The sequence below is a fragment of the Micromonospora inaquosa genome (genome assembly GCF_003857055.1).
GTDB classification, from domain to species: domain Bacteria; phylum Actinomycetota; class Actinomycetes; order Mycobacteriales; family Micromonosporaceae; genus Micromonospora; species Micromonospora inaquosa.
This window is the reverse complement of sequence record NZ_QGSZ01000152.1, coordinates 1-15517: the sequence shown is the minus strand read 5'-3', so window position 1 is coordinate 15517 and position 15517 is coordinate 1. Positions and strand designations below refer to the sequence as shown.

The following is a 15517-nucleotide window of genomic DNA, read 5'->3' as shown; positions in this document are numbered from 1 at the left end:
GCGCAACGGCGGGGCGGCGGGGTACGTCCGGGGGCGTAGCGGCGGTGCCGCTCGTGGACGCACGTCGAGCGGTGTCGGCGCGGGCAGAATGACGGCCATGCGACGAGGCGGGCAGTGGCGGTGGCCGGAGCTGGCGGCAGATGCCGTGCTCGCCCTGGTGCTGCTCGGCTTCGGGTTGCTCGCCACCGGTCTGGCCGGGGACAACCAGCCAGGGTCGAGGCCGGTGGACGCCGCCTCTCGGGCGCTGATCGCCGTCGCCGCGCTCGCCCTGCTGGTCCGGCGGCGTGCTCCGGTCGCCACCCTCGTCGTGGGCGCCGTGGCCACCTCGACGTACCTGCTGATCGGCTACCCGTACGGGCCGATTCTGCTGACGTTCCTGATCGCGGTGTACACCGTGGCGGTGCGCCTGCCGGTGCGTCCGGCGGCGCTGGCCACCGGTGGCGCCTTCGTCCTGTTGCTGGCGCACGTCTTCTTCGGTCGGGGGCCGGCGCCGGGTTGGACGGGAGTGCTGCCCGCATCGGCCTGGGTGGTCGTACCGTTCGCCGTGGGGGTGGTGGTGCGGGTGAGTCGTGAGACGGCCGCGCGTACCCGTGCCGAAACGGCCCGCAACCGTGCCGAACAGGCCCGGCGGCAGGCCGACGAGGAGCGGCTGCGTATCGCGCAGGAGGTGCACGACGTGGTGGGGCACGGGCTCGCCGCGATCAGCATGCAGGCCGAGATCGCCCTGCACCTGCTGCCGAAGCGGCCGGAGCAGGCGGAGGTGGCGTTGACCGCGATCAGCCGGACCAGCCGCGAGGCCCTGGACGAACTGCGGGTCACCCTGGGCGCGGTGCGGCGGGGTGCCGAGCGCGAGCCGGTACCCGGCCTGGCCCGGCTCCCCGCGCTGCGTGACCGGCTCGCCGGGGCGGGGCTCGCGGTCGAGGTGCGGGTGACCGGTGAGTCCCGGGAGTTGCCGGCCGCGGTGGACCTGGCCGCGTACCGGGTCGCCGTCGCCGAGCTGTTGGTCGAGGTCGGCGCCCTGGCCGACGTGGCGAGCACCCGGGCCCGGCAGGTGCTCATTGACGAGCGGCTGCGGGAGCCGGCGCTCGCCGCGGTCCTCGACGCCACCCCGCAGGGGTTGATCGGCGCGCGCGAGACGCTGCTGCTGGAGATGGCCCGTTACCAGCCGAACGACCGCACCTCGGCGGGTGACCTCAGCGCACTGGTCCGGATCTACCTGCTCTCCCGCATCGACGTGCTGTGGTGGCAGGACGCGCCGACCTTCGTCACCGACGACCAGGTCAACGGCAGCGCCGAACTGGTCGACCTGGAGTGGCTGCGCCGCCGTGACCTGCTGCGCTTCCGCTACCAGGAACAGCCCGCCACGATGCTCGGCCGGGCCGCGCGAGGGTTGCGTCGCCGGCTGCGACCCGACGCCACCCCGCACACCGCGGGACTGCTGTTCCGCCGCGCCCGGCGCGAGGTGGTGGCGCTGCTCAACGAGATCGGACGGGAATTCACCGCCCTCGCGCCGCCGGCCACCCCGCCGCTCTGGGTGACGAGTCTGGTCCGCAGCGCCGAGCACCAGTACCGGCTGCGCCGCCTGGGCTACGCGGCGATGCTCCCCAGCGGGCACTGCCTCGGCTACTCGGTCGACGTCGAGCTGGCCTGGTTCGAGCGTTTCGGCGCGCGGGACACCCTGGCGCAGCTGCTGCTGAGCCGACAGGAGGCCGGGGAGCTGAACGTGATCGACGAGGGGCAGGCCTGGCACCTGTGTCTCGCGCCCACCGCCCGGCGCCGGCTACGCCGGGCGTACGAAGCCGAGATGGGGGTCTGATCCGGTGTGCGGCATCGCGTTGAGCATCGGTCCCGAGGCCGACCCGGCGACCTTCCGGCGGATGCTCGCCGCCCTGGCACCGCGCGGTGAGGTCACCGAGACCCGGTCCGAGAGCGGGCTGCTCGCCGGCACCCGCCGGCTGCGGGTCGTGGACCGGGACCGGGCGGTCCAGCCGTGGACGTCGACCGACGAGCGTTGGCTGCTCTGCTTCAACGGCGAGATCTTCAACTACCGCGAGTTGCGGGCCCAGCTGACCCGCCTGGGGCAGGCCTTCCGCACCGAGAGCGACACCGAGGTGCTGCTCGCCGCGTTCCAGCAGTGGGGCGAGGCGGCGGTGACCCGGCTGCGCGGCGAGTACGCCTTCGCGGTCGTCGAACGGGCCACCGGCCGGGCGTACCTGGCCCGCGACCCGCTCGGGGTCAAGCCGCTGTACTGGTCCCGTCGGCCCGGCTGCCTGCAGCTCGCCTCCGAGGTCAAGGCGCTCGTCGGGCACGGTGCCCCGATCGCCGAGGTGCCGCCCGGGCACCACGGCTGGGCTGAGACCGACGGGCACGTGCGCCTGAGCCCGTACGTCGACCTGCTCACCATCGGCGACGGCCTGCCGGTCATCGACGACCCGGACGAGGCAGCGCTGCTGGTCCGCGCCGCGCTGAGCGACGCGATCCGCATGCGGGTGGAGACCGACCTGACCGTCGGCGTGGTGCTCTCCGGTGGCCTGGACAGCTCGCTGACCCTGCGCCAGGTGCGCGACATCCACCCGGACTGCGTCGCGGTGACGGTCGGCGTGGCCGACAGCCCCGACGTGGCGTACGCCCGGCGGCTCGCCGCCGACCTCGACGTGCCGCATGTGGTGGTCGAGCTGCGTCCGCGCGACATCCGGCTCGCCGACGTCCGCGAGGCGATCCGGATCTCCGAACTGACCGAGTACGGCGACATCATCAACGCGGTCGTCTCGGTGCCGATCTTCCGGCGGCTGCGGGACCTGGGCGTCAAGGTGGTGCTGACCGGTGACGGCTCCGACGAGCTGTTCGGTGGTTACCCGATGTACCACCAGGTCGCCCCGGCGGCGGCCCGCAGGCTGTTCCTGCACCGGATCCGCAACCTGTGCCGCACCGAGTTGCAGCGGGTCGACCGGGCCGCCATGGCACACGGCGTGGAGGCCCGGGTGCCGTTCCTCGACCTCAGCGTGGTGGAGCTGGCGATGCGGTTGCCGGTGGATCTGAAGCTGCGCCACGGGCAGGAGAAGTGGATCGTCCGGAGGGCGTTCGCCGACGTGCTGCCCGACTACATCCTCCGCCGTCCGAAGAACCCGATGTCGTACTCGTCGGGGTTGCACGAGCGGGTCCGGCTGTACAAGCCGCTCTTCGCCCGGCTGCACCGCTCGTTCGGCTACGACCTGCAGGAGCCGGTGCGTCGGGACTTCGACACCGTGCTGAGCCGTTGCGGCAACGATCTGGACCGGGCCATCGCCGACGGCCTGACCCGGCCTGACTACACGGTCCTGGAGCACGCCCGCGACCTGGTCGGCGCGGCCAAGTGGAACGCGGCTCCGATGGTCCGCCGGCTGGTCGGTCCGCGCCCGGCCCGGCACTGACGGCCCGCCCGCGCGACACGCTTGACTCTGACACGGTGTCAGGGACAAGTGTGAGGGGACCATGTTCACCATCGGAGACTTCGCCAGACTCGGCCGGGTGTCGGTGCGGATGCTGCGCCACTACGACAGCATCGGCCTGCTGCGCCCCGCCAGCGTCGACCCGCACACCGGCTACCGCTTCTACCGCGCCGACCAGCTGCGTCGGCTCAACCGGGTGATCGCCCTCAAGGAGCTGGGCCTCACCCTGGAACAGGTGCGCGCGATCGTCGACGACGCCGTCGACGTGGCCGAGCTGCGCGGCATGCTGCGGCTGCGCCGAAGCCAGTTGGCGGAGCAGTTGGCCGCCGACACGGCCCGGTTGGCTGCCGTGGAGGCGAGGCTCCGAATGATCGAGTCGGAGGGTCGGATGACCACCCAGGACGTCGTACTCAAGGAGATCGCACCGGTCCGCGTCGCGGAGCTGACGGCCGTTGCGGCCAGCTACCAGGGCGAGGACATCGGACCGGTGATCCAACCGCTCTACCCCGAGCTGTTCCGGCGGTTGTCGGCGGCCGGCGTCAACCCGACCGGGCCCGGCATCGCCTGGTACGAGCCCGCCGACGCGGGCGGCGACGCTGTCGTCGTTCATGCCGGAGTGCTCGTCGACGCCGAGCCGGCCGCGGCTCCTGACGTCGTGGTGCGCGACCTGCCGGAGCTGCGCAGCGCGGCGACCATCATCCACCACGGTGCGATGGACGACGTCGAGCCGAGCATGCAGGCGCTCGCCCGGTGGATCGAGGAGAACGGCTACCGCACCGACGGTTTCGCCCGGGAGGTCTACCTGGACTACTGCGCGGACACCCCGGAGAAGGGCGTCACCGAGCTTCAGGTCGCCGTGTACCGCGACTGAGCCGGCCACCGCGCACCGGATCGCCCCGCCGACCGGGCGCTCAGCTCACCAGCAGCAGCGCGCCGACCGCGCCGAGCGTGCCGGTGACCGCGAGCAGCGTGCTGGTCAGCACGAACCGGGTCACCGGCACCGCGACCTTGGCCGCCCGGCACCGCTCGAACCACAGCAGGGTCGCCAGAGACGCCCAGGGTGCGGCCAGCGGGCCGATGTTGGTCCCGATCAGCAGGGCCAGCAGGCGGGTCTCGTCGCCGGTCGGCAGCACCGACTCGCCGGCCAGGTAGGCCGGCAGGTTGTTCAGCGCGTTGGCGAGCAGCGCTCCGGTGCCGCCGGCGCGCAGTGCGCCGAGAGCACCACCGTCGGCCCCGAGCAGGCTGCCCACCAGGTCGTCCAGCCCGTGCCGACCGAGGGTCTGCACCACCAGGAACAGGCCGGTGACGAAGAGCAGCAGGCGCACCGGCACCAGCCCCGGGCGCAGCGTGGCGGGGGAGCGGACGACGAACCCGACAAGCACCAGCGCCAGCGCGACGGTGGAGGCGAGGCCGATCTCCACGCCAGCGAGGATCCCGGCGATGAAGAGCAGGCAACCGGCGAGGGCGGTGCGGTGCAGCACCGGGTCCGCCGGCACGTGCGGGGCCGGCGGGACGAAGCGCCCGCCGGTCGGTTGGTCCCAGTCACCCGAGGCGATGCGGCAGCTCGCCGCGGTCCGTGGCCCGGACTTCGACCGGCTCTTCGTCCGGATGATGACCGAGCATCACCAGGGCGCCATCGAGATGGCCACCAACCTGCTCACGGTCGGCTCCGACCTGACGCTCAACGAGTTCGCCAACGCCGTCGCCACCGAGCAGACCGTCGAGATCGACCGCATGCGCGAGATCCTCGGCTCCTGAGCCGGGGCGCGGGGCACGAGGGCCGAGGGTCCCGGCACGTACGCTGGGTGACCGTGAGACGCACCCTGTTCGGTCGCCCGCTGCGCGGCGTCGCCTTCGACGTGGCCGTCGCCGCCCTGGTGGTGTTCCTCTCCCTGGCCGCGGCGGTGAGCCAGCCGGGCGGTTGGGCGGCCACGGCGGTCGGTTCGGGCATGGCGGTGGCGCTGCTGTTCCGCCGCACCCACCCGAGCGCGGTGACGGTGGCCGTCGCGGTGCTCGCCCTGATCCAGGTGCTCGCCCGGTGGGGCCCGCTCGTCTACGACGTGGCCGTCCTGATCGCGCTCTACAGCGTGGTGAAGTACGGCCGGCGGCTACGCGACGGCGTGCTGGCCGGCGCGGTCGCCGCCGTCGGTGTCCTGCTGGCCGCCGTGCAGACCACCAACGTCAACGAGTGGTGGATGACCGCGCTGTGGTACGCGCTGGTCACCGGCGCGGTGTGGTTGGCCGCGCTGAACGTACGGACCCGCCGGCTCTACGTGCTCAGCCTGGAGGAGCGGGCCACCACCCTGGAACGCGAGCGGGAGGCCGAGTCCCGGGCGGCGGTCGCCGAGGAGCGCACCCGGATCGCTCGTGAGCTGCACGACGTGGTCGCCCACAGCATGGCCGTGATGATCGTCCAGGCGGACGGCGCCCGGTTCATGCTCGACCGTGACCCCGCCCAGGCGCGTACCGCGGTGAAGGTGGTCGCGGACACCGGCCGGGAGGCGCTGGAGGAGATGCGCCGGTTGGTCGGCGTCCTGCGCGACGCGGGCCCGGCCGGCGGGGACGAGCCCGGCGGGCTGACGGTGGCGGCCGACCCCGAGCACCGGCGCCTCGCCCTGGCCGAGCTGCCCGACCTCCTGGCCCGGTTCGACGACGCGGGCCTGCACGTTCGCAGCACCGTCACCGACGCGCCACCGGCCCTGCCACCGGGCCTGGAGCTGACCGTCTACCGGGTGGTGCAGGAGGCGCTGACCAACGCGCTCAAGCACGCCGGTGTCGGCGCCTGCGTCGAGGTCGTCGTGTCGTACACCGCCGGAGCTGTCGTGGTCCGGGTGGTCGACGACGGTCGCGGCCGCCCGCTGGTCAGCCCGGCGCCGTCCGGAGGTCACGGTCTGCTCGGCATGCGGGAGCGGGTGACGGTGTACGACGGCAACCTCACCGCCGGTCCCCGGCTGACCGGGGGTTGGCAGGTCGAGGTCCGGCTGCCGCTACCGTCAGAGCCGGCAACGGAGGTGATCGCGGCATGACGGTCCGGGTAGTGATCGTGGACGACCAGGCGCTGGTCCGCGCCGGCTTCCGGATGGTGCTGGGCTCCCAGCCCGACCTGGAGGTCGTCGGGGAGGCGATCGACGGGGCGGACGCCCTGCGGGTGCTCGCCCGCACCGAGGCCGACGTCGTCGTGATGGACATCCGGATGCCCACCATGGACGGGGTGGAGGCGACCCGGCGGCTCTGCGCCGAGCGGCCCGCGGACGGGCCTCGGGTGCTGGTGCTGACCACCTTCGACACCGAGGCGGACGCGTTCGCCGCCCTGCAGGCCGGGGCGAGTGGATTCCTGCTCAAGAACGTCCCGCCGGAGGAACTGCTGGCCGCGATCCGGGTGGTGGCCCAGGGCGACTCGGTGGTGGCCCCGTCGATCACCCGGCGTCTGCTGGACCGGTTCGCCGGGCAGCTCGGCGCCGCCCCGAGCGCCGACCCTCGGCTCGCACAGCTCACCGAACGGGAACGGGAGGTGCTGCTGCTGGTCGCCCAGGGGTTGTCCAACGCGGAGATCGCCGCCCGGGTGCACGTCGCCGAGGCGACGGTGAAGACCCACGTCGGGCGGATCCTGGCGAAACTCCAGCTGCGCGACCGGGTCCAGGCGGTGGTTCTGGCGTACGAGAGTGGGCTGGTCACGCCCGGCGGGTGACACCGCGTACGACCTGGGTCGTAGCGGCCGGCGGGCGCACCGCGACCCGAGGAGCAGGCAGGTCGAGCGCGCAGGTGGAGATCGACACAGCGGTGCCGGCCATAGCGTCGGATGGGTCCGATCCGCCACCTGCACCGGGAGCCCCGCATGATCCGCCTGACCCTGCGCTCGTTGCGCGCCGAGGCGCTGCGCATGCTGCTCTCGGCGCTCGCCGTCGTCCTCGGCGTCGCGTTCGTCGCCGGCACAATGATCTTCGTCGACGGGATGCGGGCCGGGGCGTACGAGCGGGCCGGCACCTTCGACCGCCACACCGACCTGGGCGTCTACTCGGCTGGCCGCGAGGTGTTGCCCCCGGCCCTGGTCGATCGGGTGCGGGCGGTCGACGGGGTGGCCGCCGCGGCCGGTGAGCTGACCAACACCGCCGGGGTCGTCGGAGCCGACGGTCGGCCGGTGCTCGGCTTCACCACGCTCGTCGCCATCCCCACCGAGGCGACGCTGCGCTCGTACGACGTGGTGGCCGGCCGGTTGCCCGACCGGCCCGGGGAGGTGGTGCTCGACGCGCCGACGGCCGCCGACCAGGGCTTCCGGCTCGGCACGGCGGTCCGGATCGGCGCCACCGGCGGGGCGGCCCGCCCGTACACCCTGGTCGGCACCGTCGACGTGGCCGGTACCGCCCGCGACGTCGGCGGTCCGTTCGTCGGCCTGGTCGGGCCGGACGCGTTGGCCCTCACCGGCGAGCGGGGTTACGACCGCATCATGGTGGCGGCCCGACCGGGCGCCGATATCGCGGCGCTGACCGAGCGGGTACGCGCCGTGGCCGGCGCCGAAGCCACTGTGAAGAGTCGCCAGCAGATCCTCGACGAGGCGGTGGAGGACGCGGTCCGCAACGTGGACCAGTTCCGAATGCTGTTGATGATCTTCGTGGCGGTCGCGATCGTGGTGGCCGGCTTCGTGATCGCCAACACCTTCGCGATCGTGCTGGCACAGCGCACGCGACGGACCGCGCTGCTGCGCCTGATCGGCGCCACCCGGGGGCAGGTCTTCCGGTCCACAGTGCTGGAGTCGGCCGTGCTGGGGCTGGTCGCCTCCGCGCTCGGGGTGCTGCTCGGGGTGGTCCTCGCCGGCGGGTTGCGGCTGCTGCTGACCCGACTGGACGTGCCCGTCACCGGTGGCCTGACCGTGACCGGTTCGACAGTCCTGACCGGCCTGCTGCTGGGCACCGGGCTCACCGTGTGCGCCGCGCTGCTCCCGGCCTGGCGCGGGACGCGGATCGCCCCGGTGGCCGCGCTCACCGACGCCGCGGTGCAGCCCAGCCGGGGTGCTGGTCGGGTTCGGCTGACCGCCGGGGCGGTGGTGCTCGCCATCGGTGTCGCCGCGCTGGCCGGCGCCGCCAGCGCCGGCCAGCTGGTGCTGGTCGCGGCCGGTGGGGTGCTCACCTTCTTCGGCATCGTGCTGTTCGGGCCGGCGCTCGTTCCGGCGCTGGCCCGGGTGTTCGGCTGGCCGGCACGGCGTGTGCTCGGCGCCGCCGGTGAGCTGGCGGTCGCCAACACGGTGCGCAATCCGCGGCGGGTCGCTGCGACGGCCACCGCCCTGGTGATCGGGATCGGACTGGTCTCGGCGTTCATGGTCGGCGCGCGCAGCACCAAGGACGGCATCGAACGCAGCGTCGATGCCCAGATCGGCACCGACTTCGTCGTCAGCGGAATCGGACAGGACCTGCCGGCCGCGCTCGTCGGTGAGCTCGCCTCCCGCCCCGAGCTGGGTGTGGTGCACGAGCAGCGCAGCATCGTCGTCGACGACGTCGAGCTCCGCGCGGCCCACCCGGCGCTGGTCTCCCGGACGCTGAGCGGGGTGCTGGCCGGCGACGCCGATCGGGTCGGGCCGGGGCAGGTGCTGGTGCACCGCGAGTTGGCACGGGCCCGCGGCTGGCAGGTCGGCTCCGAGGTGACCGTCGCGGGCAGGCCACTGCGGGTGGCCGCCGTGGTCACCGACGACACCCCCGGCGGTGAGGTGCCCGCCGGTCACGTCATCGACCTGTCCGACCAGGACTTCGCCGCGCTCTTCCCCGCCCAGCGGGGCTACCTGGCCGAGATCGACCCCGCCGCCGGAGTGAGCCCCGAGCGCGCCCGCGACGCCATCGCCGCGGTGCTTGGCCGCTATCCGACGGTGAACCTGATGGACCAGGGCGCGTACAAGAAGATGCTCACCGGCACTGTGGACATGCTGCTCGCCTTCGTCACCGCACTCCTCGGCCTGGCCGTGGTGATCGCCCTGGTCGGCGTGGCGAACACCCTGAGTCTGTCGGTGCTCGAGCGGACCAGGGAGAACGCCGTGCTGCGGGCGGTCGGGCTCACCCGGGGGCGGATGCGGGCGGTGCTCGCCATCGAGGCGGTGCTGATGGCGTTGGTCGGCGCGGTGCTCGGCATCGGGCTCGGCGCCGGAGTCAGCGCGTCCACGATGGCCCTGCTGGACCGCCTCGGCGGCGACTTCCACGTGGTGCTGCCGCTCGGCCAGCTCGGGCTGATCCTCGGCGTCGCGGTACTGGCCGCCCTGCTTGCCTCGGTGCTGCCGGCCCGCCGGGCGCTGTCCCGCCCGGTCGTCGAGGCGCTCGCCGACCAGTAAGCCGGTCGCGGGCCGGATCGTCCGGGTCTCGCCCCGGGTCCCGCCCGGGCCACCGGACGGACATCCGCCGGCCGGCCCCGCCATCTTCCCCGGCGGCGGGACCGGCCAGCGGTGCCGGGTCTACAGGCGCTCGACCATCGGGCCGGCGCACCGGTTACGGGTGTCGAAGACGTACCGGGCGTGCTTGACCACGAGGTCGTAGTCGAAGGTGTCATGGTCGGTGACCACCACCACCGCGTCGGCCGCGCGCACCTCGCGTTCGCTGAGCCCGACCATGGTGACCCCGGCGGGAATCTGGTGCGCCTCCGCGTACGGCTCGACGGCGTGCACCTCGGCGCCGAGGGCCTGTAGCCGTCGCGCCACGTCGACGGCGGGGGAGTCGCGCATGTCGCCGGTGTTCTTCTTGTAGGCCAGGCCGAGCAGCAGCAGTCGGGCGCCGCTGACGGCCCGACCGTCCCGGTTCAGCCCCGCCATGATCCGCTGCGCGACGTGTTCGGGCATCTCGTGATTGACGTCGTTGGCCAGCTCGATGAACCGGAACTGCCGACCGAGGCGGCGCTTGACCTGCCAGGACAGGTAGCACGGGTCGATCGGCAGGCAGTGCCCGCCGACGCCGGGGCCGGGCCGGAACGGCATGAAGCCGAACGGTTTGGTCGAGGCGGCGTCGATCGCCTGCCAGACGTCGATGTCGAGGTGGTGCGAGAGCATGGTCAGCTCGTTGATCAGCGCGATGTTGACCTGGCGGAAGGTGTTCTCGATCAGCTTGGTCAGCTCGGCGACGCGGGTGGAGTCCACCGGCACCGTGCGTTCCACGAGACGCTGGTAGAACTCGTCCACCCGGGCCAACGACGCCGGGTCCACACCAGAGACCACCTTCGGGGTGTTCTCCAGGCGCCAGGTCGGGTTGCCCGGGTCGATCCGCTCCGGGCTGTAGCCCAGGTGGAAGTCGCCGGGGCTGGTCAGCCCACTGGCCGACTCCAGCAGCGGGCGCAGCAACTCCTCGGTGGTCCCGGGGTACGTGGTCGATTCCAGAATCACCGTGCAGCCCGAGCGCACGTACGGGCCGATGCCGATGCCGGCCTGCTCGACGAAGCTCAGGTCCGGGGTGCCGTCGCGTAGCGGGGTCGGCACCGTGATGACGCAGATGTCGAACCCGTCGGCGTCGGTGTACTCCGTGCTGGGGTGGTAGCGGCCGCTGCCCAACGCGCGTCCCAACCGGTCGGCCGGGATGTCCTCGACGAACGACTCGCCGGAGGCGAGACGCTTCACCCGGTCGGCGTCGACGTCCAGACCGACCACATCGAGCCCCGCCTCGACGGCTCGCATGGCCAGCGGCAGTCCGACATACCCCTGACCGATGACGACCAGCTTTTCAGCGCTCACCCAGGCTCCCGCAGCAGATGGTGTAAATGGCCTGCTGAGAGCCTAGAGGCGTCTTCGGCGACGTAAGTCCGTTTTGGGGATATCGGTGCTGGTGGGGCTGGAGGGTCGGCGACGCCGGGCGGCTCAGCCGCCGGCCGGCACCTCCGGATCGGGCGGCGCGCTCGTGGCTGGAGGTGGAGTGGACGGCGGCGCGGGCTCAGTCGCCGGCGCGCTGGTCGGCGGCGGGCTGGCCGGCGGCGCGCTGGTGACATCCTCCGTCGGCGTCGGCGAGCTGGGGGTCTGGCTCGGTTCCAGGCTCGGCGTGGCGGAAACCGAGGCCGACGGGGAGTTGCCGGGTGGGCGCGCGCGGTTGGGCCGGTCGGGGTCGACGTTGGTGATCTCCTCGTTCGCCGCGGGCAGGTCGACGGGGCCGCTCGGCGCCACCGTCGGCGCGCTGGTCGGCAGATTGACCGCCGGGTCGTCGCCGCCGGCATTGCGCTGCGCGGCCAGTGCCGCGCTGAGCCCGACCACCGCGACCAGGATGGCCGCTGCCGCGCCGACCAGCGGGCCCCGGCGTCGGTCGGCCCGGGACCCGTTCGCCACCGCCGCGCCGGCCGGCACGTCCGTGCGGGTGCCCGGCCCAGCGTTGCGCAGCGCGACAGGTGTGGCCATCGCCGTCGGCGGTTCGCCGCCGGTGACCGCCGTCCGAGCGGCCTCGGCCATCGCCGCTCCGCTGGTGAACCGCTCCAGCGGATCCTTGGCCAGGGCCCGCGACACCAGTGCGCGGACCGCCTCCGGTATGTCGTGCGGCAGCTCCGGCGGCTCGTCGTCCAGATGCCGGACGGCGACCTGGAGCGGATTGTCACCGGTGAACGGCGGACTGCCGGTCAGGCAGCAGTAGGTGACCGCGCCCAGGGCGTAGATGTCGGTGGCGCCGCTGACCGGCCGGCCGGCGGCCTGCTCGGGAGCCATGTAGAGGGCGGTGCCCGGCACCGCGTTGGTGCTGGTGATGCTGGTGATGTCGGTGGAACGGGCCACGCCGAAGTCCACCAGGACGACAGTGCCGTCCTCCTGCACCAGCAGGTTGCTGGGCTTGACGTCACGGTGCACGATGCCGCCGCGATGGGCCGCGTTGAGCGCTGCCGCCGCCTGGGCCACGATCGACATCGTCTCGGCCACGTCGAGCCGCCCGGCCGCCTCGATCCGCTTGGACAGCGGCTCGCCGTCGACGAACTCCATGACGAGGTAGTCCGCCCGGCCGCCGTCGGGGAGGTCGTCCGCGCCGCAGTCGAAGACCTGCACGATGCCGGGGTGTCGCAGCGCCGCCATGATCCGGGCCTCGGCGCGGAACCGGGCGATGAAATCGGGATCGGAGACCAGCGCCGGCAGTAGGACCTTGACCGCGACCTGTCGGCCGAGGATCAGGTCGGAGGCACGCCAAACGTCGCCCATGCCGCCCGTGGCGACACGTTCGTCCAAGCGGTAGCGACCGCTGAGCACGACCTCCGATGACAGCACCGCATTACCGTACCTAGCGTGGCTCAGGCCGGCGCGCCGTGGCAGGGCCGCCGGGCGGCTGGTTCAGGCTGACTGATCCGGTGTGACCTGTGTGGACGCCCGGCCTCGGTCACGCAGCGGATCTGCGGTGTCACGAAAAGCGACAATTTCCGTCGTCCGGGTCCTCGACGGTGGCAAGAAACCGCCTTCAGGCCCGGTTGGCGTCCCCTGCTCACCGGTCGTTACGACGACGCGCCGTCCCGCCGGGCTGATAATTGTCACTCTTCCGTGACACGACGCCGACTTGTCGCGTCGTGAGCCCCCTCCTAGCGTTAGCCCCGGCTCGGGCCCTCCCGGCTACCTCGGCGGGCAGCGCGCCGATCGACCCCCCTGGCGTTGGCCCCGGACACGTCGCCCCGACAATCGTGGTCGCGGGCACAACCAGAGCGGCGGAGGGCGGTGCGGGTGCGGTGCTGAACGGGCGGACTTCTCGTACCACGTGGCGTGTCGCCCCACGGTTGGTCGGGCCGGCACGCTCCCGGCGATGCGTGGGCCGCGAATGACCGCCGACCTGTCCGAGGTGGTGAGCGCCGCGCAGGCCGGAGACGAAGAGGCGTTCCGCTTCCTCTACCGCAGCCTCCAACCCGGGCTGCTGCGGTACCTGACCGCCATCGTCGGCGCGGACGCCGAGGACGTCGCCTCCGAGACCTGGCTCCAGATCTCCCGTGACCTGCCCGGCTTCACCGGGGGCGAGTTCCGGGCCTGGACGGTCACCATCGCCCGTAACCGTGCGATGGACCACCTGCGCCGGATGCGCCGCCGCCCCTCGCTCCCGGTCCCGATGCAGGCGCTCGTCGATCTGGCCAGCGACGCGGACACCGCCGAGCGAGCCAGCGAGACGATCGGTACCGAGACCGCCCTCGCGCTGATCGCCACCCTGCCGCCCAGGGAAGCCGAAGCAGTCCTGCTGCGGGCCGTGATCGGGCTGGATGCGGGATCCGCCGGCCGGGTGCTGGGCCGCCGGGCCGGTGCCGTGCGGACCGCCGCTCACCGGGGTCTACGGCGGCTGGCGGCTCTGCTGGAGCGGCAGAGCCTGGCCGGATCGCCCGTCGAGGTCGAGGGGGCGCCGCCGCCGCGCGCGGGGAGCGGCTCCGCTCTGCGGGCACCACACGCCGAAGCGGCGGACGGCTGACGTGAGGGGACTCCCGATGAACCCGTTCCGGCGGGCCGACCACGCCGACACCGAGCGGCTGCTCGACTCGGCCCACGCCCGGGTGGACACCGCGCCGGACCAGGGTCACTCCGCCACGCCCGCGGCCGCGGACGCGACATCAGCCGCGGCGTACCTGGCCACCCCGAACGTGCCCCCGGCCGAGCCGGTCGCCGCGTTGCTCGCCGCGGCGGCCGGGCCCGTCCGCCCGGGTGAGTTGGCCGGCGAGGAGGCCGCGTTGGCCGCGTTCCGGGCCGCCCGGGCCCATCCGGCGCCGGCCGTGCCGCAGCGGCCACGCCGTCGTCGGGCGCGGACCAGCGCGGTGGCCTGGATCGGCGCGGTGGCCGCTACCGCCACCGCGGGGGCCGCGTTCGCCGCGGTCACCCGGGACCGGACGCCCGACCCCGTCGCGCCGGCCCCGTCGCACCCGTCACCCTCGTCGCAGCAGGACGCGCCCCGGTCGGCCGAGCCCGGCCGGTCGGTGGCCCCGGTGGCCCCGTCGCCGGGCGTGCCGTCACCCGTCACCGCCACCCCACCGGCCGGTCCCGCCCCCGCTGACCGGGTGCCCGGACTGTGCCGGGCGTGGTGGGCCAAGAAGCCCGACCAGCGGGAGAAGGTACTGCGCACGCCGGCCTTCCAAATGCTGGTGACCGCCGCCGGCGGGGCCGCCGAGGTCGAGCCGTTCTGCCAGCGCCTGGTGCCCGAGATGAAGCCGACCGGGTCGGCGAAGGTCATGCCCTCCGGGTCGGCGAAGGCCAAGCCGTCCCCAGCGGCGAAGGGCGTTCCGTCACCACCGCGACCGGGCCACCCCGCCGACAGCTGACCGGTCGACGGCGTTACCGCTTTGTTCCGCCCTGCGTCGGAAATTCGTCTGTTAGACAGAAGTTGGTGGCGCCGCGCCCACCCACCGACGGTGTCGGTGGGTGGGTTTACGGTGGCACAGAGTGCCGGAATCGGCGCACGGAGAGGGGGTTGACCCTTGGTGACGTCACCCGACCTGGACCGCGGCGGCATCCTGCGGGAGACCGCAGCCGCAGTCCGCCACCTCGTCCGGATCTGCTTCAAGACCGGCCCGCCCACCCACACCGGCGTCGAACTGGAATGGACCGTGCACGACGCCGCCGACCCCGCCCGCCCCGTCGACGCGACGCGGCTGCGGACGGCGCTGGGGCGGCACACCCCCGCCACGCTGGATGCCACCAGCCCGGCCGCGCCGCTGCGAAACGGCGCCACGGTCACCCTCGAGCCGGGTGGCCAGTTGGAGATATCCACCCCGCCCCACCCCTCGGTCGCCGCGTTGATCCGCGCCACCGAGGCCGATATCGCCCAGGTCACCGACCTGCTGGCCGCCGCCGGGCTGATCCTGGGCCGCAGCGGTATCGACCCCCACCGACGGCCCTGCCCGGTGGTGGAAACCCCCCGCTACCGCGCGATGCGCGGAGCCTTCGACCGCCACGGCCCGGCCGGGCGCACGATGATGTACAGCACCGCCGGCCTGCAAATCTGCCTCGACGCCGGTGAGGCGGACCAGGTCGGTGACCGGTGGGCCGCGGCCCACGCGGTCGGGCCCCCGCTGCTCGCGGCGTTCGCCTCCGCCGCTCGACACGCCGGGCGACGCACCGGTTGGGCCTCCGCCCGGATGGCCGCCTGGCTGGCCATCGACCCGGCCCGGACCCGCCCGGTCTGGTCGCCCGCCCGCGCCGGTGACGA

General features: G+C 73.5%; 13 protein-coding genes and 1 pseudogene. 11 read left to right on the top strand and 3 right to left on the bottom strand.

From position 1 onward, the window contains the following. Positions 1-88: 88 nt before the first annotated feature. The 4 genes and pseudogenes from DLJ59_RS36850 to DLJ59_RS06920 all read left to right on the top strand — a co-directional run. A pseudogene (locus DLJ59_RS36850) lies at positions 89-829 on the top strand (sensor histidine kinase); the annotation flags it as partial. Positions 830-883: 54 nt separating this feature from the next. Continuing rightward, positions 884-1816, top strand: coding sequence for a DUF5715 family protein (locus tag DLJ59_RS36845; RefSeq protein WP_425271397.1), 933 nt, complete (start codon positions 884-886; stop codon positions 1814-1816). A gap of 4 nt (positions 1817-1820) precedes the next feature. Beyond that, positions 1821-3410: an asparagine synthetase B family protein gene (locus DLJ59_RS06925; RefSeq protein WP_124771676.1), complete on the top strand. Its 1590-nt coding sequence runs from the start codon at positions 1821-1823 to the stop codon at positions 3408-3410. A gap of 61 nt (positions 3411-3471) precedes the next feature. Continuing rightward, entirely contained in the window at positions 3472-4299 is an 828-nt protein-coding gene (locus tag DLJ59_RS06920; protein ID WP_124771675.1) for a MerR family transcriptional regulator, read from the top strand. A 40-nt stretch (positions 4300-4339) separates the two neighbouring features. Here the strand turns inward: DLJ59_RS06920 and DLJ59_RS06915 are convergent, their stop codons facing one another. Continuing rightward, entirely contained in the window at positions 4340-4924 is a 585-nt protein-coding gene (locus DLJ59_RS06915; RefSeq protein WP_244235867.1) for an ArsB/NhaD family transporter, read from the bottom strand. Positions 4925-4982: 58 nt separating this feature from the next. Between DLJ59_RS06915 and DLJ59_RS06910 the strand changes: the two genes are divergently transcribed. The 4 genes from DLJ59_RS06910 to DLJ59_RS06895 all read left to right on the top strand — a co-directional run bounded on the left by DLJ59_RS06910 (position 4983) and on the right by DLJ59_RS06895 (position 9738). Further along, positions 4983-5186 (top strand): DUF305 domain-containing protein, encoded by a 204-nt coding sequence (locus DLJ59_RS06910; RefSeq protein WP_425271396.1) that lies wholly within the window; start codon positions 4983-4985, stop codon positions 5184-5186. A gap of 47 nt (positions 5187-5233) precedes the next feature. Then, entirely contained in the window at positions 5234-6454 is a 1221-nt protein-coding gene (locus DLJ59_RS06905; protein WP_124771673.1) for a sensor histidine kinase, read from the top strand. Then, positions 6451-7116, top strand: a complete 666-nt coding sequence (locus tag DLJ59_RS06900) for a response regulator (RefSeq protein WP_124771672.1) — start codon at positions 6451-6453, stop codon at positions 7114-7116. The genes DLJ59_RS06905 and DLJ59_RS06900 overlap by 4 nt, the downstream gene beginning before the upstream one ends. Positions 7117-7263: 147 nt before the next feature. Continuing rightward, positions 7264-9738 (top strand): ABC transporter permease, encoded by a 2475-nt coding sequence (locus tag DLJ59_RS06895; RefSeq protein WP_124771671.1) that lies wholly within the window; start codon positions 7264-7266, stop codon positions 9736-9738. Between the two features lie 120 nt (positions 9739-9858). On the opposite strand, the gene DLJ59_RS06890 is transcribed toward DLJ59_RS06895, so the two are convergent. After that, on the bottom strand, positions 9859-11121 hold the full coding sequence (locus tag DLJ59_RS06890; protein ID WP_124771670.1) for a nucleotide sugar dehydrogenase: 1263 nt from the start codon (positions 11119-11121) through the stop codon (positions 9859-9861). 123 nt (positions 11122-11244) lie between these two features. Then, a complete protein-coding gene (locus DLJ59_RS06885; protein WP_124771669.1) occupies positions 11245-12618 on the bottom strand; it encodes a serine/threonine-protein kinase in 1374 nt (457 codons plus the stop codon). Between the two features lie 538 nt (positions 12619-13156). Here DLJ59_RS06885 and DLJ59_RS06880 point away from each other — a divergent pair. The 3 genes from DLJ59_RS06880 to DLJ59_RS06870 form a co-directional block, all read left to right on the top strand. After that, entirely contained in the window at positions 13157-13789 is a 633-nt protein-coding gene (locus tag DLJ59_RS06880; RefSeq protein WP_124771678.1) for an RNA polymerase sigma factor, read from the top strand. 16 nt (positions 13790-13805) lie between these two features. After that, the gene (locus DLJ59_RS06875) at positions 13806-14630 is read left to right on the top strand and encodes a hypothetical protein (protein ID WP_124771668.1); all 825 of its coding nucleotides are present in this window, start codon (positions 13806-13808) and stop codon (positions 14628-14630) included. Between the two features lie 156 nt (positions 14631-14786). After that, positions 14787-15517 (top strand): glutamate-cysteine ligase family protein (locus DLJ59_RS06870; protein ID WP_244235866.1); only part of this gene is annotated, 731 nt, incomplete at its 3' end.

Bases quoted from the DNA above. Each gene is read 5' to 3' on its own strand.
- DLJ59_RS06895 (WP_124771671.1), top strand. From the start codon at position 7,264: ATGATCCGCCTGACCCTGCGCTCGTTGCGCGCCGAGGCGCTGCGCATG.
- DLJ59_RS06910 (WP_425271396.1), top strand. From the start codon at position 4,983: ATGCGGCAGCTCGCCGCGGTCCGTGGCCCGGACTTCGACCGGCTCTTC.
- DLJ59_RS06900 (WP_124771672.1), top strand. From the start codon at position 6,451: ATGACGGTCCGGGTAGTGATCGTGGACGACCAGGCGCTGGTCCGCGCC.
- DLJ59_RS06875 (WP_124771668.1), top strand. From the start codon at position 13,806: ATGAACCCGTTCCGGCGGGCCGACCACGCCGACACCGAGCGGCTGCTC.
- DLJ59_RS06880 (WP_124771678.1), top strand. From the start codon at position 13,157: ATGACCGCCGACCTGTCCGAGGTGGTGAGCGCCGCGCAGGCCGGAGAC.
- DLJ59_RS06920 (WP_124771675.1), top strand. From the start codon at position 3,472: ATGTTCACCATCGGAGACTTCGCCAGACTCGGCCGGGTGTCGGTGCGG.